This is a genomic window from Lysinibacillus sp. GW247-5R2A, assembly GCF_059424475.1.
This window is the reverse complement of record NZ_JBWKZL010000012.1, coordinates 102155-128310: the sequence shown is the minus strand read 5'-3', so window position 1 is coordinate 128310 and position 26156 is coordinate 102155. Positions and strand designations below refer to the sequence as shown.

The 26156-nt window shown below is 37.1% G+C and carries 23 protein-coding genes and 1 riboswitch; of the genes, 9 read left to right on the top strand and 14 right to left on the bottom strand.

Annotated features, from left to right (window positions below):
• Positions 1-34: 34 nt before the first annotated feature.
• The 4 genes from AC07YC_RS18380 to AC07YC_RS18365 form a co-directional block, all read right to left on the bottom strand.
• The gene (locus AC07YC_RS18380; RefSeq protein WP_494920091.1) at positions 35-997 is read right to left on the bottom strand and encodes a 2-hydroxyacid dehydrogenase; all 963 of its coding nucleotides are present in this window, start codon (positions 995-997) and stop codon (positions 35-37) included.
• 218 nt (positions 998-1215) lie between these two features.
• Complete coding sequence (locus AC07YC_RS18375) at positions 1216-2508, bottom strand: protoglobin domain-containing protein (RefSeq protein ID WP_494920090.1); 1293 nt, start codon at positions 2506-2508, stop codon at positions 1216-1218.
• 291 nt (positions 2509-2799) lie between these two features.
• Entirely contained in the window at positions 2800-3633 is an 834-nt protein-coding gene (locus tag AC07YC_RS18370; RefSeq protein WP_012292617.1) for an undecaprenyl-diphosphate phosphatase, read from the bottom strand.
• Between the two features lie 103 nt (positions 3634-3736).
• A complete protein-coding gene (locus tag AC07YC_RS18365) occupies positions 3737-4816 on the bottom strand; it encodes a metallophosphoesterase (protein ID WP_494920089.1) in 1080 nt (359 codons plus the stop codon).
• 306 nt (positions 4817-5122) lie between these two features.
• On the opposite strand from AC07YC_RS18365, the gene AC07YC_RS18360 reads away from it, so the two are divergent.
• Positions 5123-6271 carry an acyl-CoA dehydrogenase family protein gene (locus AC07YC_RS18360; protein WP_494920088.1) on the top strand — a complete coding sequence of 383 codons (1149 nt, stop codon included), beginning with the start codon at positions 5123-5125 and terminating at the stop codon, positions 6269-6271.
• Positions 6272-6311: 40 nt separating this feature from the next.
• Here AC07YC_RS18360 and AC07YC_RS18355 read toward each other — a convergent pair whose 3' ends face one another.
• The 4 genes from AC07YC_RS18355 to AC07YC_RS18340 all read right to left on the bottom strand — a co-directional run bounded on the left by AC07YC_RS18355 (position 6312) and on the right by AC07YC_RS18340 (position 10312).
• Complete coding sequence (locus AC07YC_RS18355; RefSeq protein WP_494920087.1) at positions 6312-8516, bottom strand: histidine kinase dimerization/phospho-acceptor domain-containing protein; 2205 nt, start codon at positions 8514-8516, stop codon at positions 6312-6314.
• 15 nt (positions 8517-8531) lie between these two features.
• On the bottom strand, positions 8532-8687 hold the full coding sequence (locus tag AC07YC_RS18350) for a hypothetical protein (protein WP_336636136.1): 156 nt from the start codon (positions 8685-8687) through the stop codon (positions 8532-8534).
• On the bottom strand, positions 8665-9357 hold the full coding sequence (locus tag AC07YC_RS18345) for a response regulator transcription factor (protein ID WP_036122705.1): 693 nt from the start codon (positions 9355-9357) through the stop codon (positions 8665-8667). Before AC07YC_RS18345 ends, AC07YC_RS18350 begins: the two co-directional genes overlap by 23 nt.
• Before the next feature lie 76 nt (positions 9358-9433).
• A complete protein-coding gene (locus AC07YC_RS18340) occupies positions 9434-10312 on the bottom strand; it encodes a DMT family transporter (RefSeq protein ID WP_336636135.1) in 879 nt (292 codons plus the stop codon).
• A gap of 149 nt (positions 10313-10461) precedes the next feature.
• Between AC07YC_RS18340 and AC07YC_RS18335 the strand changes: the two genes are divergently transcribed.
• Positions 10462-10692, top strand: coding sequence for a MerR family transcriptional regulator (locus AC07YC_RS18335; RefSeq protein ID WP_036122699.1), 231 nt, complete (start codon positions 10462-10464; stop codon positions 10690-10692).
• A gap of 65 nt (positions 10693-10757) precedes the next feature.
• Here the strand turns inward: AC07YC_RS18335 and AC07YC_RS18330 are convergent, their stop codons facing one another.
• The 3 genes from AC07YC_RS18330 to AC07YC_RS18320 form a co-directional block, all read right to left on the bottom strand.
• A complete protein-coding gene (locus AC07YC_RS18330; RefSeq protein ID WP_494920086.1) occupies positions 10758-11744 on the bottom strand; it encodes a homoserine dehydrogenase in 987 nt (328 codons plus the stop codon).
• Between the two features lie 474 nt (positions 11745-12218).
• The gene (locus tag AC07YC_RS18325) at positions 12219-12605 is read right to left on the bottom strand and encodes a hypothetical protein (protein WP_336636133.1); all 387 of its coding nucleotides are present in this window, start codon (positions 12603-12605) and stop codon (positions 12219-12221) included.
• Between the two features lie 330 nt (positions 12606-12935).
• Positions 12936-14237 carry an O-acetylhomoserine aminocarboxypropyltransferase/cysteine synthase family protein gene (locus tag AC07YC_RS18320; protein WP_336636132.1) on the bottom strand — a complete coding sequence of 434 codons (1302 nt, stop codon included), beginning with the start codon at positions 14235-14237 and terminating at the stop codon, positions 12936-12938.
• A gap of 116 nt (positions 14238-14353) precedes the next feature.
• Positions 14354-14467: riboswitch (SAM riboswitch) on the bottom strand.
• Between the two features lie 155 nt (positions 14468-14622).
• On the opposite strand from AC07YC_RS18320, the gene AC07YC_RS18315 reads away from it, so the two are divergent.
• Positions 14623-15264, top strand: a complete 642-nt coding sequence (locus AC07YC_RS18315) for a glycerol-3-phosphate acyltransferase (RefSeq protein WP_336636131.1) — start codon at positions 14623-14625, stop codon at positions 15262-15264.
• A gap of 185 nt (positions 15265-15449) precedes the next feature.
• Positions 15450-16931, top strand: a complete 1482-nt coding sequence (locus AC07YC_RS18310; protein WP_008176219.1) for a DASS family sodium-coupled anion symporter — start codon at positions 15450-15452, stop codon at positions 16929-16931.
• 79 nt (positions 16932-17010) lie between these two features.
• On the opposite strand, the gene scpC is transcribed toward AC07YC_RS18310, so the two are convergent.
• The gene (scpC, locus tag AC07YC_RS18305) at positions 17011-18531 is read right to left on the bottom strand and encodes a succinyl-CoA:acetate CoA-transferase ScpC (RefSeq protein WP_336636130.1); all 1521 of its coding nucleotides are present in this window, start codon (positions 18529-18531) and stop codon (positions 17011-17013) included.
• A 367-nt stretch (positions 18532-18898) separates the two neighbouring features.
• Between scpC and chrR the strand changes: the two genes are divergently transcribed.
• The gene (chrR, locus tag AC07YC_RS18300; protein ID WP_336636129.1) at positions 18899-19630 is read left to right on the top strand and encodes a class II chromate reductase ChrR; all 732 of its coding nucleotides are present in this window, start codon (positions 18899-18901) and stop codon (positions 19628-19630) included.
• Between the two features lie 211 nt (positions 19631-19841).
• Positions 19842-20267, top strand: a complete 426-nt coding sequence (locus AC07YC_RS18295) for a hypothetical protein (RefSeq protein WP_494920085.1) — start codon at positions 19842-19844, stop codon at positions 20265-20267.
• Positions 20268-20310: 43 nt separating this feature from the next.
• Here AC07YC_RS18295 and AC07YC_RS18290 read toward each other — a convergent pair whose 3' ends face one another.
• Positions 20311-21990: a hypothetical protein gene (locus tag AC07YC_RS18290; RefSeq protein ID WP_336636127.1), complete on the bottom strand. Its 1680-nt coding sequence runs from the start codon at positions 21988-21990 to the stop codon at positions 20311-20313.
• Between the two features lie 346 nt (positions 21991-22336).
• On the opposite strand from AC07YC_RS18290, the gene AC07YC_RS18285 reads away from it, so the two are divergent.
• The 3 genes from AC07YC_RS18285 (at position 22337) to AC07YC_RS18275 (ending at position 25358) form a co-directional block, all read left to right on the top strand.
• Positions 22337-22987 (top strand): lysoplasmalogenase, encoded by a 651-nt coding sequence (locus tag AC07YC_RS18285; RefSeq protein ID WP_494920084.1) that lies wholly within the window; start codon positions 22337-22339, stop codon positions 22985-22987.
• 29 nt (positions 22988-23016) lie between these two features.
• The gene (gene pepT, locus AC07YC_RS18280) at positions 23017-24246 is read left to right on the top strand and encodes a peptidase T (protein ID WP_336636125.1); all 1230 of its coding nucleotides are present in this window, start codon (positions 23017-23019) and stop codon (positions 24244-24246) included.
• A 149-nt stretch (positions 24247-24395) separates the two neighbouring features.
• Complete coding sequence (locus tag AC07YC_RS18275; protein ID WP_336636124.1) at positions 24396-25358, top strand: DMT family transporter; 963 nt, start codon at positions 24396-24398, stop codon at positions 25356-25358.
• Between the two features lie 290 nt (positions 25359-25648).
• Here the strand turns inward: AC07YC_RS18275 and AC07YC_RS18270 are convergent, their stop codons facing one another.
• The gene (locus AC07YC_RS18270; RefSeq protein WP_494920083.1) at positions 25649-26080 is read right to left on the bottom strand and encodes a DUF4395 domain-containing protein; all 432 of its coding nucleotides are present in this window, start codon (positions 26078-26080) and stop codon (positions 25649-25651) included.
• Positions 26081-26156: the final 76 nt, after the last annotated feature.

The following is a 26156-nucleotide window of genomic DNA, read 5'->3' as shown; positions in this document are numbered from 1 at the left end:
AAGGAGCATATCTATCAGTGATATGCTCCGTTTTTTAATCAATTCGATTTGAAATAGCCTTGCCCTGTCCATAAGCAGCCAGTGCTTTCACATTTAACATGAGCATAGCTGTTCTCGTTTCTAAGGACGCACTACCGATATGTGGCAGTGCCACTACATTCGGGAGTGTCAACAATGGATGATCCATAGCAACAGGCTCCTGTTCAAAGACATCCAGCCCTGCTGCCCATAACTTGCCACTTTTCAAGACATCGTATAGAGCTGCCTCATCAATAATTCCACCGCGTGAAGCATTTATTAGGACAGCATCCTCTTTCATTAACGCTAATTCATGTGCGCCAATGAGACCCTCAGTATCACTATTATAAGGTGTCATAATTACAACAAAATCAGATTGTTGTAAGAGGTCCTCTAATGAAACATAGCGAAAGCCATACATTTCTTCCGCCTCATGTCGACGTCTTCGGTTATTATATAAAATTTTCATATCAAAACCTTTTGCTCGTCTAGCAACAGCCTGACCAATTCGGCCCATCCCTATTATTCCAATCGTCGCCCCTGATACATCTTTACCAACCAGCTGCATCGGGTACCAGCTTTTCCATTTTCCCTCTCGTAAATATCTCTCACTTTCCGGAATTCTACGAGCCGTTGCAAGCAGTAAGCCAAATACTAAATCTGCCGTTGTATTCGTTAAGACACCAGGCGTATTTGTCGCCATAATACCTCTTTTTCGTAAAGCCTTTACATCAATATTGTTAAAACCAACTGCTAAATTTGTTACTAGCTTTAGGTTTGGTGCTTGCGAAAGTAATTCCTCATCCACTTGATCTGCAATTGTTACCCACAACACTTCACAATCAGCGACAGATGCAAGTAGTTTATCGTGAGGGATGACAATCTCCTCCTCTTCCCACTGAGAAACTTCATAAAACTCTTTTAATGGCTCAACAATATGTGCAGGAAACTTACGTGTAATAAATAATTTCTTTTTCATGTTCCAAACACCTCTCTACTCATTTCCCTAATTCGCCTATAGCGTAACACTTAAGGGAAGCATTTTCTAGAGGTTTCTAGTTTGCAACCTTCTATAATAATTGGTAATTTCCCCTTTCATCAGCCTAAATACTTTGTTTATCCGTGAAATCCATCAATTTATCCACTTTGTAAGCATAAAAAAACTATGCATAAGCTGTATGCATAGTTACATCTCATTTAAAATTCTCTGATGGTCGTATTCAAACGATTCGCAACTCTCTCTAATTCATCAGAGGATTCACCTATCGTCTCAATAATATTTGCTAAATCTGATATTTGCTTTCCTACGTTTTGGAAATTTGAAATGGAATCCTCTACGGAGCTAGATATTGCATCAAATGCCTTTAAGGACTCGGCATTCTGTTCAATACTATTATTTACGAGCTCTTGTATATCCTGTATAGCTTGAACTACTTGTGTGGTAATTCCATTAGACATCTGAATTAAATCGGCAATCTGCTCAACTGAACTTTTCGTCTGATCCGCAAGCTTACGTACTTCATTCGCAACAACCGCAAAACCTTTGCCATGCTCCCCAGCACGCGCCGCTTCAATTGCCGAATTTAATGCCAATAAGTTTGTTTGACCCGAAATACTTTTAACCATTTCAACCACTGCATTGATTTTTGAAGAGGATTCGTCCAGCTGCTCTACCATATTTGCCATTTCAAATGTCTTATGATGAATTTTCCCTGTTTGTTCATTAATAGAAACAATTTTGGCATAGCCTTCACTTGAAACCTTTTGCATCGATTCGGCCTCATGAATGCTATCCTTCAATGAATCGTTCACCTTTTGGGCACTAGTAACGAGCTCAGTTACTGTATCCGATGTATTTTGTGATTGAGCCTCTATGTGAGTAGAAATCCCACCTATTACATCCTTTACATGCTCTCGAACGTTATTGCGCTGTTCCTCCATTAATGTATTTGCATAGTTATCGTATTCCTCCAAAACAATTTGCTGTTCAAAATTACATATTTTACTAATGGCATCACAAAATTTTTCTTCCTCCCCCTTAGATAAACGAAGTTCAAAAATTATCTTACGTAAAGATTTTTCTAGAATTTGAAAGGCTGCTAAATACCACTTCGGATATAAGTTAATTTTCACATGCATTTTTGCCACACGTCTACGCTTTTCAAGGAAAGTTTCATCTATTCTCCCCTCAAACATTTCAATAATATGATGGCGCAGTGTTTGACGTAGGCGCTCACTGGAACTATGCCTTTGAATAACCTCACGTAATGCTGGCACACTTTCAATTGCATGATAAAATGCTGCAACAACTTCCACAACATTTCTTTCCACGTATGGCTTTAAACTATTAATTAATTGAAGATCATATACGCTTAATTCCACAAGATTCAATTGCAACAAACGATCAGGATCTTTAATAAATATCCCTATATTAGCTTCATTACTTATTTCAATTGTATTTTTCTTAGATCTACTTACAATTTGAAACATTTTATCCACCTCATATTATAATCATATACCGAACTAAGTCTATTATCCTATATGCTATTACAAAACAACAAATAAGTAGATTCTTTATGTATCAATTATAATCTCAAACCTACCAATTGAACAATATATGGGTAAATGTTGTCGGTATTTATTAAATTCAATAATACATTTACCCTAAAACCAATACTATGTACCTAATTTTATTCATTTTAATTGAAAGATGGATTGAAAAACCAATAAATTTAAGGCAAAAAAGCCACTGCTTCTTGTGAAAGAAGAGTGACTTTTTGTTTACATGAAAATAATTACGCAAAGAACTGCTGCTAAAACTAAACGATAAATTGCGAAAGGCATTAATTTCACTTTTGAAATAAGTGCTAAGAAAAACTTGATTGATAGTAACGCAAAGATAAATGAACTAATAAATCCGACAGCGTAGAATCCGAAATAATCCATTGATAATGTGTCCCAGTTTTTCAAAACAGATACTAAACTAGCTCCTGCCATAATAGGTACCGCCATAATGAATGTAAAATCGGCTGCCACACGGTGACTCATACCGAATAATACCCCTCCAGAAATGGTCGCACCTGATCGTGAAAATCCTGGCCATAAAGATAAACATTGCACTAGCCCAACCTTAAAGGCTAAACCATATGAAATCTTATCTAAAGAATCTACTTTTGGTTTTCTTGGTGCCAACTTATCGGCTGCAATCATTAGGATTGCCCCTGCTACTAGTGCATAAACAACGTGCTCTACTTTAAATAGATGATCGTCAATAAAATCCTTAAATGCAAACCCTAAGACAACTGCTGGTAGCATACCGACAATAACATGCAATAAGTTAAAACGTCTATTAATGGACTGAGACTGACCGTCAATTTTGTATAAGCCAACTAGGCTTAACATACGCTTCCACATCACCACGATAACAGCTAAAATGGAACCCAATTGTACGACAATTTTAAATGTATTGGCAGGGTATTTACCTAAAAACTCCTCTGTTTTTAACCACATATCGTCAACAATAATCATATGGCCAGTTGAAGATACTGGGGCAAATTCTGTCATACCTTCAACAAAGCCTAAAATCAGTGCTTTTAATAACTCTATAATTTCCACCTTGTCACCTTACCTTTATTAATCAAATACTCACTTATTATAAATTACTCCATTTTCATATACTACTGCTATTTCACCTATAAGTCACCCACAGCTGTAGCCATTAACGAAATTTCATATCCACTATCCAAAGCTCTGACCTACTACCGATTCTCATAGGCGGACCCCAGAAGCCATAGCCTGATGAAACAAGTGTATGCATTTGGTCTTTCAACTTATAACCATAATCCAGTTCAAACACTCGAGCGGTAATATACTGATTTGGCCACAGTTGACCTTTATGCGTATGACCTGACATGTGTAAGTCCACCCCTAGTTTCGAAGGAGTTAACAAATCGTCAGGCGTATGATTCATTACGAGCCATGGTAAGCTTTCGGAAGACTTTAACTCTGCTAGTGACTTTCTATCTTTATTCGTCCTGTCCTCTTGCCCTGTTAATATAAACGCATCATCTATACGAATTGTTTCATCAAGTAGTATATTTACATTGGCATTTTTCATTTCTTTTATAAATTCAGGAATCTTTTTACCATAATATTCGTGATTCCCCAATATACCATAAGTTCCATATGTAGATGTTAGTTGTTTCATGACATCTGCCATTTCCCCTTGAACAAACCATTTTGGATCATCATCGACAATATCTCCAGCTAGCAACACAATATCCGGCTGTGCTTCATTCGATAAGTCAACAAAACGTTGTAAATGTCTTTTATGCGATAAAACACCTAAATGAAAATCAGATGCCACAACAGCTCTCAGTGACTTCAGTTCACTATCCTTCTTATCAACAGTTATTTCTAAATGGCGAACGACTGGAGAATAGGCTAAATAAGAGCCGATAATACTTAGCATAAATAATACAGCAATTGCTATACTACCAATTATTTGTACATTTTTAAAGGGGGTTAGCCAAATAATCAATTGTGCTGCTAAACATAGCAATAAACCGTATTCAAAAACAAACATCCAATAATTACTAATAACTGAAAAGAATCGTAAGGACTCATGCAATCTTCCAATAATAATACTGAAAGCGACAAGGTACAATACTAACCAAAATAAGATTGGGTAACGGAACCATCCCATAGCCCCTAGCCACTGCTTTACTCCCCACCCCAAATAGAAAGTCAACGCACTATAAATACTAATTAAAAGTATACCACCGATTACTTTTGGCATATCTTCGTCCTCTACTTTCCTATATATTTAGTTGATTATATCATTTATATGTAACAGTCATATGGGATGAAGTACTTGAATAATCTTCTAAAGAAAATAGGGACTAAATGCTTTAACCACTACATTGTAAGCATAGCTCATTATTTCGTATCATTCTTTTGTTTTACATGACATTTCACTGGGCATAAATGACAATTTCGTCATTTTAGTATAAAAAGCTACTATTATTTTCACAAATATTCCAGTAACATAATAGATGATAGAGAAGATTTACGTATTTACGAGCAAAAAGGGGTGCTAGTTCAAATGACACGTTATAAATTTGAAACAACAGAGCATGAGTTATTTCGTAAAACCTTTCGTAAGTTTTTAGCAGAAGAAGCCGAGCCACATTATGCGCAATGGGAAAAAGATCATCTTATCCCGCTTACATTTTGGCGAAAACTTGGTGATATGGGCTATCTTTGCCCACAAGTAGAAGAGCAATATGGTGGACTGGGTCTTGATTTTAGTTTCGGTGTTATTATTCAAGAAGAGCTTGAGCGTATAGGTTCAAGTCTGATTGGGATCGGTCTGCATAATGATATTGTCGTACCTTATATTGAATCCTTCGGTACACATGAACAAAAATCACGGTGGCTGCCAAAATGTATTTCAGGCGACTATATTACAGCGATTGCCATGACTGAGCCTGGTACAGGTTCAGACTTAGCAAATATTCAAACAACAGCTATTCGTGATGGAGACCATTATATTGTAAACGGCCAAAAGACCTTTATTACAAACGGAATTCATACCAACTTAGCGGTTGTCGCCGTGAAAACAAATCCTTCCGCTGAAAAAAAACACCAAGGTATTAGTCTACTTGTCATTGAAGAGGGTACACCAGGCTTTACTAAAGGGCGGAAGCTGGAAAAGGTCGGTATGCATGCTCAAGATACAGCTGAGTTATTTTTTGAAGATTGCCGAGTGCCAGCACAAAATCTACTTGGTGAAGAAGGTAAGGGCTTTGTTTATATGATGGAAAAACTTCAACAAGAGCGCTTAGCTGTGGCAATTGCTGCACAAACAGCAACTGAGGATATGCTTGCCTTAACACTAGACTATGTAAAATCACGCCAAGCATTTGGCAAGCCCATTGGAGACTTTCAAAATACACAATTTAAAATAGCTGAAATGGCTACTAAAATGGAGCTCGGTAAATCATTTTTGGAATCATTGATTGAAGAGCATCTCGCAGGAAAAGATGTGGTAACGAAAGTATCCATGGCAAAATACTGGATAACTGAAAATGCCCGTGAGATAGCCACGCAATGCATGCAGCTTCATGGTGGCTATGGTTATATGGAGGAATATAAGATTGCACGAAGGTACAGAGACATTCCTGTTATGTCCATCTATGCAGGCACGAATGAAGTCATGAAAGTAATTATCGCCAAGAACTTAGGCTTATAATGAAAAAAGATGGTGGCAATCCTCTGCCACCATCTTTTCCTTATACTGCTGAAATTCGAACAGTCACTTTAAATAAATCGCCATCCACATCAATTGTCATGCGAGCTCCATGCAAATCTACTATAGATTGCGCAATGGCTAATCCCAGTCCAGATCCTTCCGTATGACGTGAAGCATCTGCACGTTTGAAACGTTCAAATAGTTCATCAGCATCTTCATTAATTTCATACTTCGCTACATTTTTTACCGTTAATTCAGCATCACCATCTGCTGTTCGTTTTAATGTCACATAGACGCGAGTACCCTCTAACGCATATTTCAATATATTAACAATTAAATTATCAATGAGTCTCCACCATTTTTGACCATCCACATAGGCATAAATAGGCTCATGAGGCATCGTCATTCGTAAATCTAAACGCGACTGTAATAAATCTTCCTTATGCTCCCCTACTGCCTGCTGAATAAGTTGTGTCAAATCTACGCGACTTCGTTGAAGCTCAATATTACCACTTGCCATTTTCGATACTTCAAAGAGATCTTCAATCAATACTTTTAAACGTTCTGATTTTTTATCAAGAATATGAATGTATTGTTGACGTTCTTCCTCTGTAAGATTAGATTTCTTCAAAAGATCCGTATACGTAATAATCGAAGTTAACGGAGTTCGTAAATCATGACTCACATTGGTAATAAGCTCTGTTTTTAAACGTTCACTTTTTGCCTGCTCATGCATAGATGTTCGAACGCCTTCTCGTAAATGATTAAGGTTTTCAGCATGACTAGCGAGCGGGGACTTCCCTTTCACTTTCACGTCACGATTCAGTCGCCCATTGGCCATATCTTTCGTATCCTTCATAATACGGTTTAAGTAACCCATTCTTGATAAGAAAACAATCAAGGTTGGAAACCCTACGAACATACACACTCCTAGAACAAGAACTGGGAAAGCTCCTCCTCTTAACATAGAAGCGACAAGGCTACCTCCTCCAAAGAAAGCTGCCCCTATCATGAATAGTGCGTGCATCGCTATAGAGCGATTAATAAATAAATCCGTAATTGAATCCCCGAGTGACCATAAATAACTGGATTTCACATTTTGCTCTAACTTTTTCAACGTATCTATTCTTGTATAAAGCCAAATTAATTGAATAAAGAAAGCAATTCCTATAATAATTAACACACCTAATTTAAAGGCGAAATCTAATATAGAGCGTACATAATTATATTGGAAATTGTAATCGTAAGTGTATTCAATTGATTCAAAAACAATTTGAGATGAAATAAGATACATAAACCCTGTGATCAACACTAGAACAACTTGAAAATCGAATTTCACCTTATTTAAAACGTCTTTTTCCTTCATTCCTCTAACAGTTTGCAGAACATCCTTGCGACCTCTCCAAGCAAAAATGGCCGTTATTATGCTAGTGAGCCATATAAAGAAATAGGTATATTGATTACGGTGAAAACGATTATAATCCTGCATAACACCTAATGATTGAACTGCTTTTTTAGAGATGGTTAAGACACCTGTATATTCAGTTGTTTCATAAAGATTATCGACATCCACATAAGTTTCTGTACGGTAAAAAATATCCCTTACATTATTACTAATATTTCCTACATACAATGGATTTCGCTCAGAATACTTTATTTTATAGGCACTACTTTCTGAAACATCACCTGCGCGGTATGTTTCTCCTGTTTCCGTATTCGTCAACTCATAAGACCAGTAATCATAAGACTTTTTAAAGGTTTTAGCTTCATCCTGTGCTGCTTTTATATATTTATCAATTAGTGCTTCTCCTCCAGCAAGAATCTTCTTTCGTACATGTTCATCATTTTCGAAATTTGTCGTAATGTCTTTAATTTTATTATCGCGTTCAGTCTCTAACTTTGTTTGTAATTCTCCCGCATTGGCATCTATTGCTTCCTGTATTCGCTGTTCGTATTGTTGTTTAATATTATCGATTTGCTGTCCTAATGTTCCATAATAATTACGATGCTCTTCTATTTGAGACTGCGTAATCTCTATTTTCCCTTTTAAATCTTCAGCCTTCGGTAGATTTATTACTAACGGCCCGAGTTCTGAAGTAAAATTATCAATTTCATGTTGGAAATTTTCTGATTCGAAATAGGACTTACCAATATACTGATAACCCACATGCCAAAAAGTAAAGATGCCGAAAATAGTCCAAATGAGACTCATTAACACCAGTAGGGATTTCCATTTTTTTATCATACCTCTATCACTCCCCTAAAAAATTCTTTCTAGTAACTGTATAACCTCTGAGGAGCGAGAATCGACGATTTGATAAGCATAAACGCCAAAATAAATAAGTCCAACAACACCTGCAATGAATCCTGCAATAGTCATATACTTCTCTATTTTATTTTTCCATTTTATAGCCAACGCCCCATACCACCTTTAGATAGCGTGGGTTTTTTGGGTCCGCTTCAATTTTTTCACGAATTTTTCGAATGTGCACAGCTACAATATTTTCAGCATTGTAGGCTTCCTCATTCCAAACTCGTTCATAAATTTCACGAATCGAAAAAACACGCCCTGCATTTTTCATTAATAATTCCGTAATTTTATATTCTATTGGAGTTAGTCGAACTGGTTCTCCTTCTAAAATGATTTCTTTAGCATCTTCATCAAGAATAAGCCCGTCAATTTCTACTTTTGTTGCACCTTCACTATATGTTCCTAGTTGTACATAGCGTCTAAGTTGTGATTTCACTCGTGCTAATAGCTCTAATGGATGGAACGGCTTTGTTACATAATCATCTGCGCCTACCGATAATCCATGAATTTTATCGCCATCTTCTGCCTTTGCACTTAGCATAATAATAGGAATATTGCGCTCTGCTCTAATTTTAAATGTCGCTGTAATCCCATCCATATTTGGCATCATTATATCTAAAATAATTAAATGTACTTCATTATTTTCTAGCTTGTCTATTGCATCTAAGCCATCTGCTGCTTTTATAACATTATAGCCTTCATTTTTTAAATAAATTTCAATACCATCACGAATATCTTGATCGTCATCTGTAACAAGGACTGTTAGTTTCGTCATGATAGACACCTCGCTCTCAAATATAAGTGTACCTTTCAAATCTTAAAATCCAGCTAGTAAAAAAATGAAGAATTTCTTAAGGTTTTAGCTTATTATGAAGCCTTCCTTGCCTCCCACCTATCGTCAATACAACAATGCTGCCTAATAGCATTGCTACACCTAGCCAGGACACGCCACTTAATTGTTCTCCAACTAGAAAAACGCCAAGTATTGCGGCTGTCAATGGCTCAGCTAAGGATAGAGTTACAGCTGTTGATGCATTTATTTTTTGCAAACCGTTTAAGAACAGTAAATATGCTACGCTTGTACACATAATTCCCATAAATAGTATCGTCCATAAATTTTGCATATTTTCTAACCAAGCAAAACCATTAGACAGTGAAAACGGTAGTAAAAATAAAGTACAGAGCGAAAACGTCATAGCAACTGCAGGTAAAGCATCTTCCTGCGCCATTAATTTCTTACTAATATTTGTATAAAAGGCAAAAGATAACCCTGCACAGAGCGCTAAACCAAAGCCACCCATTTGCACAGCTTCTTCCCCATTATTGATAAACAATAAAAGACAGCCCATGATTGCTATCAATGTAGCTATTCCCCAAATAATAGATGGTCGGTTTCTCCATATAATCCATTCAATAATACCCGAAAATACCGGTGCACTTCCTATAGTCGCAACCGTTCCAATTGCTACCCCTGTTAGACGTATTGATGAAAAGAAAAGACCTTGAAAAAGAGCAATACTAGCCGCAGCTAAAATCGTCCATTTCCACGACCAATGTAGAAAATTAATTTTTCGCCCCAAAATTGCAATAGCTAAGAGAAGTCCACCACCAATGGCAGAACGAATAGTGGCGACTGCAATCGGAGATACATTATTATCTAAAAACGTTTGGGCAGTTCCTGTCATCCCCCATAAAATAGCTGCTAACAATACAAATAACGGATTTAACATGTAGCCCCCCCGCCTTCTTCCTTCCAATACTAATCATACATATTTATCCAAAATCAAACAATTATCATTTTTACTTTTTCTTTCATCCACTCCAGTATGCATTCGGTTAAATGGGCGTTATAATGAATACAGATAAAGGAGCGAGTTGTATGTACAAAACAATTGAAGAGACAGCAATTGAACTAGGTATGCCTGAAGAACAAATAATACGCCTAGTCTATGAGGGACGCATCCGTTCCGTTTTCGATGGAAATATGATACTCATAAATAGTGGACAATTTAGTACGTATTTTAATCAATTGGAGCGTATTAAAGAGGAGATTGAAATATGGAGATCTACTCCGATACCAGAGGATATTGACGTAAAAGACGAGGATTAAAAAGCCCACCATTCAATCAATAGATCATTGTTGAATGGCGGGTTAACTTTATAAAATAATAATGATTAAATCGTTACAACAAAGCCTGCCCTTTTCCCGATGATTTCAGCATAATCTTCTACCATCACACTGGCTGTTGGGTACATTCCAGCACCAGGACCTACTAAGGTTAAAGTACCAATATAATTTGTTTCTAATGCAACTGCATTGAACACATCATCGACTGGATAAAGTGGATGTTCTTTATCCACCAGTTGTGGTCCGACCTTTGCTACAATTTTCCCATTAGTTAATTTTTCCACCTCAGCTACATGACGGTAACGTAAACCCTTTTCACATGCCTCATGGACCTGCGAAGCTGAAATACTATCTATACCGATAACTTCTACATCCGCCCAATCAGGTTGTTCTCCAAATGCTAGGGCGCTTAAAATCATTAACTTTTTAAAGGCATCCTGACCAGAAACATCATTATACGGATCTGCCTCAGCGTAGCCTAAACTTTTTGCTTCTTTTAAAGCTGTATCAAATGACCAGCCCTCTGCTCGCATTTTAGTTAAAATATAATTACAAGTACCATTTAAAACACCTTGTATACGACTAACATCATTAACAAGTAATATATTTTTCATCGTTTTAATAACAGGTACTCCTCCAGCAGTTGTCGCCTCAAAGCCTACAAAGACACCATTTGCTTTTGCAAGTTCTTGTAACTCTAATCCACGCTTTGCAAACATGACTTTGTTGGCAGTAATAACATGACATTTATGCTCTACCGCTCTCTTTAAATAGCTATATGCTGGCTCTTCATTCACTATTGCTTCAAATACTACTTGCATGCCTGGTTCAGCCAATACATCATCCATGCTTGTAGTCATCAAATGTGCTGTGCCTAGTACACGTTCGCGGCTAGCATCTGTTACTAAAATTTTCGCTACTTCCAACTCAATGCCTAATTTATTTTTAAGATCTTCTCGCTTTTCATTTAATATATGATAGATCCCTTGACCTACCGTTCCAAATCCTAAAATCGCTGCCTTTATAGTTGCCATTCTTATTATTCCCTCCAACTTACATTCCGCAGTTTCATCAAGCCAAACTCTCCGTGGGGTTGTGCCAAATCATTTGACACCAACCGCAGGCCTTAGCCAACCCTTTATTTTGGATAAATTTTGATATTCAGTACATGTTAGAACATATACAAATTCAAATAATTCGAAATTTAACTTAAAGAAAATTGTAACGCATATATATACTTTACACAAGAAAAATCTTTCTAGGAAGGACATTTGTTTTCCCTAGACGTGCAAAAGAAATCGGTTTCATTCCTTTTACTATACGTTTTTTTAGTTTATCCATAAGATTTGAACAAATATTGACTCTTTACTCTCAAATTATGATGTCTTTCTTCTATTATATATATGTATGTTCAGACACCCATAAAACAGCTAAATAATTTAACTACTATAAAAAAAGGCTCATTCCCTGTAGCAGCAGAGAATGAGCCTAAATATATGAGGGATTATTTAGCTCGCTTTTGAAAGCAATTGAAAACGATATTGTGTTAAAGCTTGTTGAACAATACTAATTTCTTCTTCTGTAAAATTTGGTATTGCATACGTACGTTCTACTAATTGAAATGTACCATATTTCAAATAAAATTCTGTTGCTGGAAGCTGGATGTGGCTCACACCATACTTCTCATATGTCTCATAAACTTCCTTAATCGTATGGCCAATATCATCTGCGCAAACCTGTTCCTGATACGCTGAATGACCGAAAACTTGCTGCCATTTACATTCCACTAATGTAAGGATGTGTTGAATGGATTGATTGTTAACAAATACATGACCTTCATTTAGTTCATAAATTAGATAAGATGCAATGTTTTGCGCACTATAGAGATTACCCATTTTAAACACTCCTTTATCATCAGTTTTTTTGAAGAGTAGCCACTGGCTATGTAACTACTCTCCTATCTATTCAAAAGTGGGGGGAGCACTTATGAAAACATTTACCTTTTCAACGAGGTTTTTCCGTACACTTAACTTAATTCCAAGTATATAACAAGGTTTTAATAAAGTCAATAATGCATATAAAATTACTCGGTATTATTTTTTTAAAAGGTTCTGATAATTACCGGATGAGGTAATTGGTTAATGTAGCACGTTTGACGTATACCAAATGGGGCTATTCGAATGAGAAAATACGTAAACGCTACCACACTCGCCTGTCATTCTATATTAAGCTTCTACTGTTTGTTCTGTTGCTGTTGCCTGAGTAATAGCCTGCTCTAAATCTGCAATGATGTCCTCCACTGCCTCTAAACCGATTGATAAGCGAATGAGCGATTCGGTTACGCCAGCTTGAATTAGTTCATCTGCTGATAATTGTTGGTGTGTAGTAGATGCTGGATGGATAATTAGCGACTTGGCATCTCCTACATTTGCCACATGTGAAAACAGCTTTACATGATCAATAAGCTTTCGCCCTGCTTCACGTCCACCTTTAATGCCAAATGTAAGCACTGAACCGAAGCCATTTTTTAAATACTTTTTCGCCAACTCATGTGTTGGAAAATCTTCCAGGCCATTATAATTTACATACTCCACAGATGGGTGGTTACGTAAATATTCAGCCACAGCTAAAGCATTTTCATTGTGTTTAGGGATACGCAAATGAAGCGTCTCTAAACCTTGTAATAGATTGAAAGCTGCATCTGCACTTAATGTTGGTCCAAAATCACGTAACAGCTGTACACGCAGCTTTGTAGCAAATGCTGCAGAAGCTGTATCGATTCCATAGCGTAAACCATGGTAAGAAGCATCCGGCTCTGTAAAACCTGGGAATCGCCCACTAGTCCAATCAAACTTACCAGCGTCTACAACAACACCGCCTAGAGTTGTCCCATGGCCACCTATCCATTTCGTCGCTGAGTGAACTACCACATCTGCGCCGTAGTCAATTGGTGTAGAACCATAAGGAGAAGCAAATGTACTATCGATAATTAAAGGTAAGCGGTTGTCATGTGCAATCTTAGCTACAGCTTCAATATCTAAAACCTTTAAGCTTGGATTACCGTAAACTTCTGCGAAGACAGCTTTTGTTTTATCAGTAATGGCAGCCTTAAAATTCTCTGGGTTTGTTTCATCTACAAAAATCGTTTTAATACCATAATTTGGTAATGTATTCGCGAATAAATTATACGTACCACCATATAAAGAACTAGCTGCTACAATTTCATCTCCTGCTCCAGCTAGATTTAAAATAGAAAATGCAATAGCTGCTGCACCAGATGAAAGTGCTACTGCTGCCGTTCCACCTTCTAATAAAGCCACACGCTTTTCAAAAACATCCACTGTCGGATTCGTAATTCGCGTGTAAATGTTTCCCGCTTCCTCTAAGGCAAAAAGACGTTGCGCATGAGCAGTGTCTTTAAAAACGAAAGCAGTTGAACGGTAAACAGGAACTGTTCTAGAACCCGTCACAGGGTCTGGTTCTTGACCGCCATGTAACAGCAGTGTTTCTGGTTTAAAATTTGTCATTGTGTACCTCCATTTGGTTATTTTTTTACGATGGTACCGGAGATGAGGAGGATTTTTCTGTAGAAAACAAAAACCCTCTTCAGCTAAGAAGAGGGTTGCGGTTGCAAGTTTTCCTCCCCTTATCTGCCAGATCCAAGTAAGAATCTGTAGGAATTAGCACCTTAGTAAGTTCATCACCTACTGGTTGCCGGGCATCATAGGGCCTATCCCTCCGCCGCTCTTGATAAGAGTATGAGATTCAATTTCCATCGTTGTTACAAAGTATAAGCATAGAGTTTTTTTCTGTCAACAGCTAAATTTTATTTTTTCCGAAACTTCTGTCTGCTCTTTTACGTAGTAAGAACGCATACACTATTTTAGAAAAAAATTTGAAAGGAGTATTTTTATGGTAAAAGCCGTGATCTGTTTTCTAGTTGTTGGCTATTTGATTGGCTGTATTCACGGCTCTAAAGTGGCACAATTTTTATCCGGGGTTGATTTAAAAAAAGCTGGCCATGGCAATGCTGGTGCCTCTAATGCTACGCTTTCACTCGGCTGGAAATATGGCGTTTTAGTAGCTCTTATCGATATTGGCAAAGGCGTTGTAGCCATCGTCGGTGCACATTTTTATTTAACAGATATAACACATTTAACAGCAGAACAAACATGGCTCCTCACCTACTTGATAGCTGCAGGGGTTATTTTGGGGCATAACTTCCCTTTTTATATGGGCTTCAATGGTGGAAAAGGGACTGCCTCTATTATTGGAATTTTACTGGCGGTTGATTGGAAGATTGGTTTATTTGCACTTATTCTATTTGTTATTTTATCTTTTGCAACGAACTATTTAATTGTTGGGGTATTAGAATTTTACCTCGTTTTTTGTACCGCTACTTATTTATGGATTCCTGGGATTGGCCCGACCATTATTGCCATTCTACTTTTTGCTATTGCTATTATTTTGCATATTGAAAATATTCAACGTTTAATCAATGGAACCGAGCCTAAAGTTACTGCTGCCTTCAAGAAAAAAAATAATATTTCTTAGGAGATATTTGTATTTTTTATGACCACAAATTATCTCTTTAATTACTATTAAAGCTGTAAAACAGACATATTTCGCTTCCTTTCATTCTAAACAATAAATGGACGAATTCTTATCTTAAAAAAACATTATACTGACCGATGTTATGGATAATAACCGTCATTTTTACGTAGAAGGGATGAGAAAATATGTCTTCACCTAAACAAACAACAACGAAGCGTAATTTAAAGCCTTTATGGATTGGGTTGGCTTTCGCTTTATTAATTATCATTATTTTTTTACCTAATAACGGTGAGCTACCTGTAGCTGGACAGCGCGCTTTAGCCATTTTAGCTTTCGCGGTTATCCTGTGGGTAACAGAGGCCGTTTCATATCCTGTTAGCTCTGCAATGATTATTGCACTCGTCACTGTTTTATTAGGACTTGCACCATCCATGGATGATCCAACAACACAACTAGGTACTGCTAGCGCCTTAAAACTATCATTAAGTGGTTTTAGTAACTCTGCCGTGGCTCTAGTAGCAGCGGCTCTTTTTCTAGCAGCAGCCATGCAAATTACCAATTTGCATAAACGACTTGCTCTTTGGATTCTTTCACTTGTAGGAACAAAAACAAAAGCCATTGTTTTCGGTGCTATATTAGTTTCAATTGCCCTTGCATTTTTTGTTCCTTCAGCTACTGCACGTGCTGGCGCAGTAGTCCCTATTCTTCTTGGAATGGTCGCAGCATTCGGTTTACCACGTGATAGTCGACTTGCTGCTTTACTCGTTATTACTTCTGTACAAGCCGTCTCCATTTGGAATATCGGTATTAAAACTGCGGCAGCGCAAAATATGGTTGCTTTGAATTTCATCCAAGAGCAATTTAATGTGAATATTTCATGGGGTGCTTGGTTACTTTATGCTGCCCCATTCTCGATTATTATGTCAGTAGCCTTATTTTTCATTATGATTACGCTTATTAAGCCTGAGACGAGCAATATTGATGGTGGTAAAGAAGTCATCAAGAAACAGTTGGCTGAGCTTGGTCCATTAAAAGCACCTGAGATTCGATTGATCGTTACATCATTAGTTTTACTATTTTTCTGGGCAACGGAAGGCAAGCTCCATCCATTTGATACAACAACGGTTACAATTATCGCCATTGCTGTACTTCTAATGCCTAAAATCGGCGTTTATTCATGGAAGGAAGTTGAACCTCATATCCCTTGGGGAACAATCATTGTATTTGCAGTAGGTATTATGCTCGGAACTATTTTGCTGAATACAAAAGGTGCATCATGGTTATCCGATAAAGTATTTGGTTCACTCGGTCTAGATACTATGCCAATTCTTGCTACAATTGCTATCGTAACATTATTTAATATTCTTATTCATTTAGGTTTCGCTAGTGCAACAAGCCTAGCCTCTGCACTTATACCAGTGTTTATCGTGTTAGCTTCCACATTAACAGCTAATGTTGATCAGGTTGGTTTTGTTATTGTACAACAATTTGTTATTAGCTTTGGTTTCCTATTACCAATTAGTGCACCACAAAATATGCTTGCCTATGGTACAGGAGCGTTTACAACAAAGGATTTCCTGAAATCAGGTATCCCACTAACGATTCTCGGCTTCCTCCTAATTTTGCTGTTCTCTGCAACTTATTGGAAATGGATTGGCCTACTTTAAACTCAAACGTCTTAGCTAAACTTATACAACAAAAGGCCTTGAGGGAACAGCTGTCCTTCAAGGCCTTTTTATTAGAATTCTATTTTGATAAAGCTGGGTCTTTCATTGTTCCACTTTTTGCGTAATTGACATGCCATGACAGCGCTTTTTCAAGATCATGCGGCGTATGATGTCCACCAGTTGCCTCATTAGCGTCGTTAAAATATTGCCATAGCTGCTCACGATAATCAGGGTGTGCACAATGATCAATCATTAGACCTACACGTTCTTTCGGAGCAAGCCCGCGTAAATCAGCCACTCCCTGCTCTGTTACGATAACATCAACATCATGCTCTGTATGATCCACATGCGATACCATTGGGACAATGCTCGAAATATTCCCACCCTTAGCATAGGATTTAGTCACAAAAATACCTAAGCGCGCATTGCGGGCAAAGTCACCCGATCCCCCGATACCATTCATCATTTTAGTGCCAGAAACATGTGTAGAATTAACATTTCCGTAAATATCCACTTCTAATGCCGTATTCACTGAAATCAAGCCGAGTCGACGAATAATTTCTGGTTGGTTAGAAATTTCTTGTGGACGCAGTACTAATTTATCCGCATACTTGTCAAAATTCCCATAAACACGGTTTCCTACTTGTTCAGAGAGCGTAATGGAAGTAGCAGAAGCGAAATGCACTTTTCCTGCATCGATTAATTCAAATACTGCATCTTGAAGTACTTCTGAGAATACTTCTAGGTTCTCAAACTCAGAATCTTTAAAACCAAGTAATACTGCGTTCGCCACTGAACCAACCCCAGATTGAATTGGACGCAAGCTTGTTGTTAAACGGCCAACTTTAATCTCTTCTCGCAGGAAGTTTAACAGATGATTAGCCATAATATCCGTTTCCTCATCAGCAGGAACGATCGTTGATGGCGCATCTAAAATATCAGAAACTACGATACCTTTTACTTTATCTAAATCTAACGGAATACCAATTGTACCGAGACGATCAGACACATTTTGCAAAGGGATTGGGTCCCGTTTTCCTTGTTGTGCAGGAACGAAAATATCATGTACGCCTTCTAATGCATCAAGTTGTGCTACGTTTAATTCAATGATGATTTGATCTGCCTCTTGCACAAAAATCGGAGAGTTACCAACTGAAGTTGTAGGAATTAATAAGCCATCTTCTGTAATAGCAGCCGCTTCAATAATTGCAAAATCAATAGGTCCTATAATGCCTTGGCGAACCAACTCTGCATTATGTGATAAATGTGCATCCACAAATGTGATATCACCACTATTAATTTTATTGCGAATACCAGCATCTGCCTGGAAAGGTCCTCGCTTGCGAATAACGCCAGCCTCCGCTAGGTATTGGTCTACCTCAGGACCAAGAGATGCTCCTGTATATATATCTACCTGGAAGCTCTCTTTTTTAGCTTTCTCTACAAGCGCAAGAGGTACAACTTTTACATCCCCAGCACGAGTGAAACCGCTCATCCCTAATACCATGCCATCCTTAATCCAAGATGCTGCTTCTTCTGCTGTTACAACCTTGCCCCGTAATTGCTCATGACGAAGCTTTTTCGCTAACTTTTCTTCCATTCCTTATTCCTCCATCCCCACTTTATTTTTGTTCAACTAGTATTTGGTTCCATTATCTCTGTCATCAAAATTACCTCTGCTTCAAACAAATAGGCAGGAGGCTTTATCCTTAATTAAAAGAGCTAACCCCACTCCTCTTCTGCATAAGAATAATCTAATTTTTGGTAGCACAACCAAATAAACAGCCGATTATATAATTTTATACTATTTAGAATATTTAATCTATATCAAATGAAATATTTAACTTTCCGAGATAATTTCTACATTTCCAAACTATTTAAATATAATTATCTCCCCCTCTTTAATCGATTTTGATTGGAAAGCGTGCTATGCTCTTGATATATAAGTGACAAAGGAGAGTAGACAAATGGTTAAAGAATTATTACGAAACCATTCTTCAGTAAGAATCTATGATGGAAATCCGATTTCAAAAGAAATTATTGAAGAATTAATCGCAACAGCCCAAATGGCTGCCACGTCACATTTTGTGCAAGCCTATAGTGTTATATGGGTAACAGATGCAGACAAAAAAGAGAAATTAGGATTACTCTCTGGGAATCCACGTCAGTATGAAACTTCTGGTGGTGCCTTTGTTTTTTGCGTTGATTTCAAACGCCTACAAGCGGCAGGTAAGTTAGAGGGAGTAGATATCGTGGCAGATTCAGCCGAAAATGTCCTTGTTGGAGTTGCTGATGTATCATTGTTTGCACAAAACTTTGTTATTGCAGCAGAATCAATGGGATATGGCATTTGCTATATTGGAGGAGTGCGCAATAACCCTTCAGAAATAAGCGATTTATTTAATTTACCTGATCACGTTTTCCCGTTGTTCGGTCTAACAATTGGCGTACCTGTTCGTCGTAATGAGGTAAAACCACGTTTGCCTGTGTCTGCCGTATTACATGAAAATGAATACAATGCCGAGAAGTATGATGACCTTTTACCAGCATATAATGAGACAATGGAAGCCTATTATAATAGTCGATCATCTAACAGAAAAATCGATAATTGGACAAAGCAAATGGCTGATTTTTTAATTGAGCAACGACGTCCTCATATAAAAGATTTTTTAGCTACGAAAGGATTTAACTGGAAATAAACAACTTTTTTCTAAAATGGGGTTACTATCGAATGATAATAACCCCATTTTTTTCATAATTTCGTTACCTATTTGTATAAACTCTAGTCATTATGTCTCGATATATCTAGTAAGTACAATAATAAATTAAACGAAAAGACTCTTCCATTTTCAAACAATTCCATTCATATTAGTAAATGATTACTTATTTACGAAGGGAGTTATACAAGCAATGTCCTATATCAATAAACATCTTGCTCGTACCTTAGAACAACAACATAAGAGAAGTGTAAGAGGTTTATTTTTAAAAATTGAAGAACTAAATGCCGCTTGCACTCAACTAAGAAAACGACTTGAGCATGAAACAGATATAGCTGTTTTTAAATATGCGATAGATTATGTCAATCAATTTGTTGCCCATACCTCTATCCTCAATCTAAAATTTATTACTAATACTCAAAATTTAGAAGTGTTAGTATTACATGCTCTTCTACTATCCTATATTTTAGAACATGAGGACAACCAGTCTTTTGCCTACGAGGAAAAATTGCTAAAAGGATACTTACAAGACACTTTCACATTAAACGATCATGCAAAAACACTCTTTATAAACCATAGAGAAAAAATGCTCAGCTTTATTGAAAACGAAGGCACATAAAAAAGACGATCTTGATATACGAACAAGATCGTCTTTTGCTTTTTTATTGTAAGCCTTTAATAATTAAAGAACGGACTGGCAGGAATTGCTCCCCTGTGTCTCCATATTTGATAATAACCTCGTCCCCTTCTTGTAAATAAATAGCTAAAGGTTCTGTTTCGGCACTTACTAAGTAATTTTCACCATTGCTTAATAAGAAAGAAATCGTCGTAAAATCACCAAGTCGTTCCTTGTAAACGCGGACAACTTTTCCGCTAGCCTGTTTCTCTTCTGCATTTGAACTACCATCTACCGTATTTCCTCCACGACTTAAAGCAGTTTTATACAGCTTCAGTGCTTCTCTTGGAGTGGTAGCGTAGACAGAAATTTCAGGATTGGCTGCTGAAACAATGAAATAGTTTTGTAAAAATCCATTTGAATCAAGCACCGCTGTCAGCCAGCTAGCTTCTCCATAAAAATTATATAATACAGGCATCTCACCAGCCCATTTTTTCTCAATAAATTTTTTCTCGATAATTTGCAAATTCCCCTGTGAGTCCATATAGCTTGAATCTAGATTACCTGTGTAATAGGTTGCTTCCCCTGTTCTTGCATTCGTTAAGGAATAGCCTAACATGGAATCTACGCCTTCTTTAGGACTTGTAAAATCGGTAAAGTAATACATATCGCCTTTTTCATCAAAAATAGGACTGACATTCGATTCTGTACCTTCGTCCGAAGGAATTTTCACATCTTTCTTACCAAACATACTGTTCCAAAAACCATGAACATAATTACCGAAATAACTGTTCTGTAAGCTTACTGTCTCTGGTGAAACTGCACCATCAATAAATTCAGGTATAGCATCAAGCTTAACTACTTCTGACTTCCCTGTAAGTGCATCGACCAAGACAATACCTTTTACATCAAAGCCATTACGCCCAGAAATAAATTCACCATATGAGCGAATGTAATAAGGCTTCCCTTCATCATCTACTTCAAGTTGTACATCTCCGTAGAATATAAGGAATGGATGTTGTAAACGAATATGACGTTCTAAATTGGTATTTAAATAGGCTGAAGGAACATATTTCATTTCCTCTTTTACAAATTTAGGATTATCTGCTGAATCTGTAGCACTCATAATAAAGTAACCAGGTGTCGTATCACCATTCATCCATTTAAAGAACCCCGAAAATTCAACTGGTGCGATATAAACATATTCACCTTTTACTTTTTGAATTTGTAAACGACCTAATTCATAATAGCTTGTATTCGGTACTTGCCCGAATGCCTTTTTCATTTTATTACGAGCAAATTTTGGTGGAACACTTGCAGGTGTCTGTGTCTCATCAAACGGCTTTAGCTCCACTTCTTCCTTCATTTCTGAAGACTTAAATTTCTCATTCGCATTCCATAATGGTGCTGATAGAACATAGACTGCAACACCTAGGCTCGCTAAAAATAAAACACCTTTTATTTTTCGTTCAACGCCACTTGCAAGCATTGCACCAATTAACGTTAATAAGATAATAGCTGGCCAGAAAACAAGCCAATTGACGTCAATTTTTGTTACATACAAAGTGATTCCTGTTGCTAAAAACCCTAGCACAAAGACACCAATAAAAAAGTATCCAATCACCTTTCTAGATTTTCCATCTTCTCGCTTCTTCGTAATAAGCGGTGTTACTAACACACTCGCGATTAATGCAATGACTGCAGAAGCTATTAGTAGCTTAGTCATTTGGTTCATCCTCTCTTAAAGCTTTCTGTCTTCTTATTTACGGTTACATACTAAAAAAGTTTCATACATAAGGTATATTAAATTACATGTCGGTGTCTTTAAAGTCTATAACATCTGATGGTGATTTTCGCCATCAAAATGTTGGACCACCGGAATATCCAAAGGACGTATTATTTTGCATATCCTTTATTCCAATATCGTTTAGATTCACTCTCCCTGTCGACTCGTTACTAAAGAGGTGAGTCACCGCTCTTCACTATCAGATAAAAAAATGCTTGCTGCTTAGTTAAATAAAGGAATTCTATCATAAAGAAAGAATTTCATAATAGAAAAGGAGCTGAAAATAGTGTTTAAAAAATTATTAATTGCTTTCATTATTTTATTTGGTTTGTATTACATTTTTCTTTTTTCGCATATTCCAGAAAGCTTACAACTAATCTTTAAGGTCATCCCGATGTTGTTGATGATTATTTTAGCGGCCATTCAGAAACCAGTACATATAAAAAAATATCAACTATTGATTATTATAGGACTAGTATTTTGTATGATTGGCGACTATACTTTGCAATGGTTTTTAATTGGGCTAACTAGTTTTCTAATCGGCCATATCTTTTATATTTTTGCCTTCTCATCTGCAAACGAGCGACCAGTGCCATTATGGGCAAAAATAGTCTTATTACTGTACGGAGCAGGAATGGCCATTTGGATTGCAGGATCCGTTTTCAAAGCTGGTGAAACGATTTTAGCTATTGCAGTGATCGCCTATATTGCAGTCATTTTAACGATGGGATGGACAGCAATTAAAACTGGCTCTAAATTCGCAACAATAGGTGCTTTGTTATTTATCGCCTCAGATTCCTATTTATCTATTAATAAATTTGTAATGCCATTAGCTTTTTCACATGAAGTCATTATGCTGACTTATTATGGCGCTCAATTACTCATAGCTTTAAGTATTCTTCAATATTCCGAAATCCGAAGTAAAGTGTTACAATAATTACACATACACATTAGGGGGCCATACTTATGAAAGAACAAGTAATTGAGCGATTAATACGTTATGCAAAAATTGATACACAATCAGATTTCACTAGCGAAACTACTCCTTCTACACCAAAACAATTTGATCTGTTACACGTTTTGAAAGAAGAACTTGCTACTGTAGGCTTAACAGACATTACATTAGATGAAAATGGCTATTTATTTGCGACATTAGAAGCAAATACAGACAAAGACATTCCAACTATCGGCTTTTTAGCACACGTGGACACAACTACGGATTTTACGGGAACAAATGTTAATCCGCAGCGCTTAGATAATTATGATGGTGGAAATATTCAGCTAAACGAAAACTTAGTGATGTCACCAACTGATTTCCCTGAGCTTCAAAATTACATTGGTCAAACACTTATAACGACAGATGGTACGACATTGTTAGGAGCAGATGATAAGGCTGGTATTGCTGAAATTATAACAGCTATGGAATACCTAATCCAAAACCCAAGTATTAAGCATGGTAAATTACGCGTGGCGTTTACACCTGATGAGGAAATCGGCCGTGGCCCACATAAATTTGATGTGGCTGCATTTGGAGCAGACTATGCCTATACAATGGATGGCGGACCATTGGGTGAGCTACAATACGAAAGCTTCAATGCTGCTGGCGTAAAGGTAGTCACAAAAGGAACAAGCGTCCATCCTGGATCTGCAAAAAATAAAATGGTCAATGCCATTACAATGGCTATTGCCTTCCAAAATGAAATGCCTACAGAGGCGGTTCCTGAAAAGACTGAAGGTTATGAAGGTTTCATTCATTTAATGGGCTTTAAAGGGGCTATCGAGCATGCAGAGCTATCGTATATCGTTCGTGACCATGATCGTCAAAAATTCGAAGAGAAAAAACAGTTAATGCAAGATGCTGCAGCCAAAATTCAAGCGCAATTTGGTGAAAATGCTTTAAGCATTACTATCGAGGATCAATACTATAATATGGGCGAAAAAATCGAACCTGTAAAAGAAATTGTGGACATCGCTCGTGAGGCTATGGAAAAATTAGATATTACACCAAATACCCTACCTATACGTGGTGGTACTGACGGCTCACAATTATCTTATATGGGCTTACCAACACCAAATATTTTTGCTGGCGGCGAAAATATGCATGGTAAATTTGAATATGTATCTGCTGAAACAATGGAAAAGGCAACACAAGTCATCATTGAAATCGTTCAGCTATTTGAACAACGTGCAGAATAGTTTATCTTGTGCCAAAGTAGTTCTTTAAGGGACTTGAAATGTAACGGAGAAAGGTTCTTTCCTTTCTTCGTCATTTTTTCTATATTAATTACTGAATATTCTAATTACATAAAGAATTTGAGTGATGAACTCAAATCGAGGTGATCATAATGAAAGAAATTGCTATAGGCATAGTAGCTTCCCTTTTTTTTGCTGTAACATTTATTTTAAATCATGCCATGGAAATGCAAGGTGGTAGCTGGCTATGGAGCGCGTCATTACGCTATTTTTTCATGCTACCTTTTTTACTTATCATTGTGTTTTATCGCAGAGGCTTTTCACAATTATCTAATGAGATAAAAGCACAGCCTACAGCTTGGCTTCTTTGGAGCTTTGTAGGATTTGTCTTATTCTATGCACCGTTAACCTATGCCGCTGCATTTGGCCCAGGCTGGTTGGTTTCTGGCACTTGGCAATTTACCATTGTTGCTGGCGTATTATTAGCTCCACTCTTTATGACAGTTATTGCTGGAAAAAAAGTGCGTCAAAAAATACCGTTTATTTCTCTTCTAATCTCATGTGTCATTTTAGTAGGTATTTTACTAATCCAAATACCTCAGGCACAATCGGTTTCATTTAAAAGTTTAATGCTAGGGATTTTGCCTGTCATCGTCGCTGCATTTGCTTACCCTCTCGGCAATCGTAAAATGATGGACGTCTGTGGAGGGCGTATCGATACCTTCCAACGTGTTCTTGGTATGACAATCGCTTCGATGCCAGCATGGATTATCATGGCTATTTATGCCCTGTTCACAGTTGGCCTACCTTCAACAGGCCAGTTATTCCAATCATTACTTGTGGGTATTAGTTCAGGCGTCATAGCAACTATTTTATTTTTCATTGCAACAGATCGTGTAAAAGATCATCAGGGCAAACTAGCAGCGGTTGAAGCGACACAGTCAACAGAAATTCTTTTTGTCATTATTGGTGAGGTAATATTATTAGGTATTCCATTCCCTAACTCGATTGCCCTGGCAGGTCTAGGCGTCATTATTGTCGGAATGCTACTGCACAGTTATTACACAATGATTCTTGGGAGAAAAAGTACTGTTCAACAAACGCCTTCCTCCTAACAGCTCATTTGATGGGCTGTTTTTTCTTGGCTGTATGAAAATTGAAACCTCTGCCCTACAGATAAATTCAAAAAAAGACGACTCCATTCTATAATAGAAAGAGTCGTCTGAGATTTTCACGTTCCCAAAAAATGAGGGGGGTTTTAGGAGCGTAATCATGAACTAGCAAACTTCTGGAGAAAAGTAGCTAAAGTTCATCCTCTCTACACTGTATTGTAGTGGAGGAATAATCTTTATACGATAATGATAATCATTATCAATTAAATTGTCAACATTAATCTAATAATTTTTTAAAAAGATTTTTTTAACGAACGGCGGTACTGCCATTGCTTCAGTTGAAAATGTAAAAAGCAACCTATACAAAAACCTGCTATAGCAATGGAAGAAGCTATTGCTACCATTGCCGTAAAGAAATGACCTATTACCTGCCAATTTAATAGATAGCCTAACAAGCCACCCGTTAAACAAAAGCTAGCTATACTCGCATTAAATTTTTGTTGCTGTGCATCCTCTGGTATATAGGTAGATGGAGCTTTTTTGAGAAACAACCTCCCAAACCGAATAATAGGGTTATAGTTAAAGAAGACACCCCATAAATTTGCAACCAATGGGATGGCTAAAATCCACATAATTCCTGTAACCCATGTCGTGATCACGCTTAATAGTATCGTCCATTGATTAAGTCGTACCAGTGGTCTTGGAATTGCATGAGGCAATGACACTTTAAAACCCACCTTTCTTATATGTTTAATAAATTTTACTATATGACATTCCATTTGTGAAGCAAAATTGATTACT

Coding starts and splice junctions, on each gene's coding strand:
- AC07YC_RS18380 (WP_494920091.1), bottom strand. CDS start 997: ATGAAAAAGAAATTATTTATTACACGTAAGTTTCCTGCACATATTGTT.
- AC07YC_RS18375 (WP_494920090.1), bottom strand. CDS start 2,508: ATGTTTCAAATTGTAAGTAGATCTAAGAAAAATACAATTGAAATAAGT.
- AC07YC_RS18365 (WP_494920089.1), bottom strand. CDS start 4,816: ATGCCAAAAGTAATCGGTGGTATACTTTTAATTAGTATTTATAGTGCG.
- AC07YC_RS18360 (WP_494920088.1), top strand. CDS start 5,123: ATGACACGTTATAAATTTGAAACAACAGAGCATGAGTTATTTCGTAAA.
- AC07YC_RS18355 (WP_494920087.1), bottom strand. CDS start 8,516: ATGATAAAAAAATGGAAATCCCTACTGGTGTTAATGAGTCTCATTTGG.
- AC07YC_RS18345 (WP_036122705.1), bottom strand. CDS start 9,357: ATGACGAAACTAACAGTCCTTGTTACAGATGACGATCAAGATATTCGT.
- AC07YC_RS18340 (WP_336636135.1), bottom strand. CDS start 10,312: ATGTTAAATCCGTTATTTGTATTGTTAGCAGCTATTTTATGGGGGATG.
- AC07YC_RS18335 (WP_036122699.1), top strand. CDS start 10,462: ATGTACAAAACAATTGAAGAGACAGCAATTGAACTAGGTATGCCTGAA.
- AC07YC_RS18330 (WP_494920086.1), bottom strand. CDS start 11,744: ATGGCAACTATAAAGGCAGCGATTTTAGGATTTGGAACGGTAGGTCAA.
- AC07YC_RS18325 (WP_336636133.1), bottom strand. CDS start 12,605: ATGGGTAATCTCTATAGTGCGCAAAACATTGCATCTTATCTAATTTAT.
- AC07YC_RS18320 (WP_336636132.1), bottom strand. CDS start 14,237: ATGACAAATTTTAAACCAGAAACACTGCTGTTACATGGCGGTCAAGAA.
- AC07YC_RS18315 (WP_336636131.1), top strand. CDS start 14,623: ATGGTAAAAGCCGTGATCTGTTTTCTAGTTGTTGGCTATTTGATTGGC.
- AC07YC_RS18310 (WP_008176219.1), top strand. CDS start 15,450: ATGTCTTCACCTAAACAAACAACAACGAAGCGTAATTTAAAGCCTTTA.
- scpC (WP_336636130.1), bottom strand. CDS start 18,531: ATGGAAGAAAAGTTAGCGAAAAAGCTTCGTCATGAGCAATTACGGGGC.
- chrR (WP_336636129.1), top strand. CDS start 18,899: ATGGTTAAAGAATTATTACGAAACCATTCTTCAGTAAGAATCTATGAT.
- AC07YC_RS18295 (WP_494920085.1), top strand. CDS start 19,842: ATGTCCTATATCAATAAACATCTTGCTCGTACCTTAGAACAACAACAT.
- AC07YC_RS18290 (WP_336636127.1), bottom strand. CDS start 21,990: ATGACTAAGCTACTAATAGCTTCTGCAGTCATTGCATTAATCGCGAGT.
- pepT (WP_336636125.1), top strand. CDS start 23,017: ATGAAAGAACAAGTAATTGAGCGATTAATACGTTATGCAAAAATTGAT.
- AC07YC_RS18275 (WP_336636124.1), top strand. CDS start 24,396: ATGAAAGAAATTGCTATAGGCATAGTAGCTTCCCTTTTTTTTGCTGTA.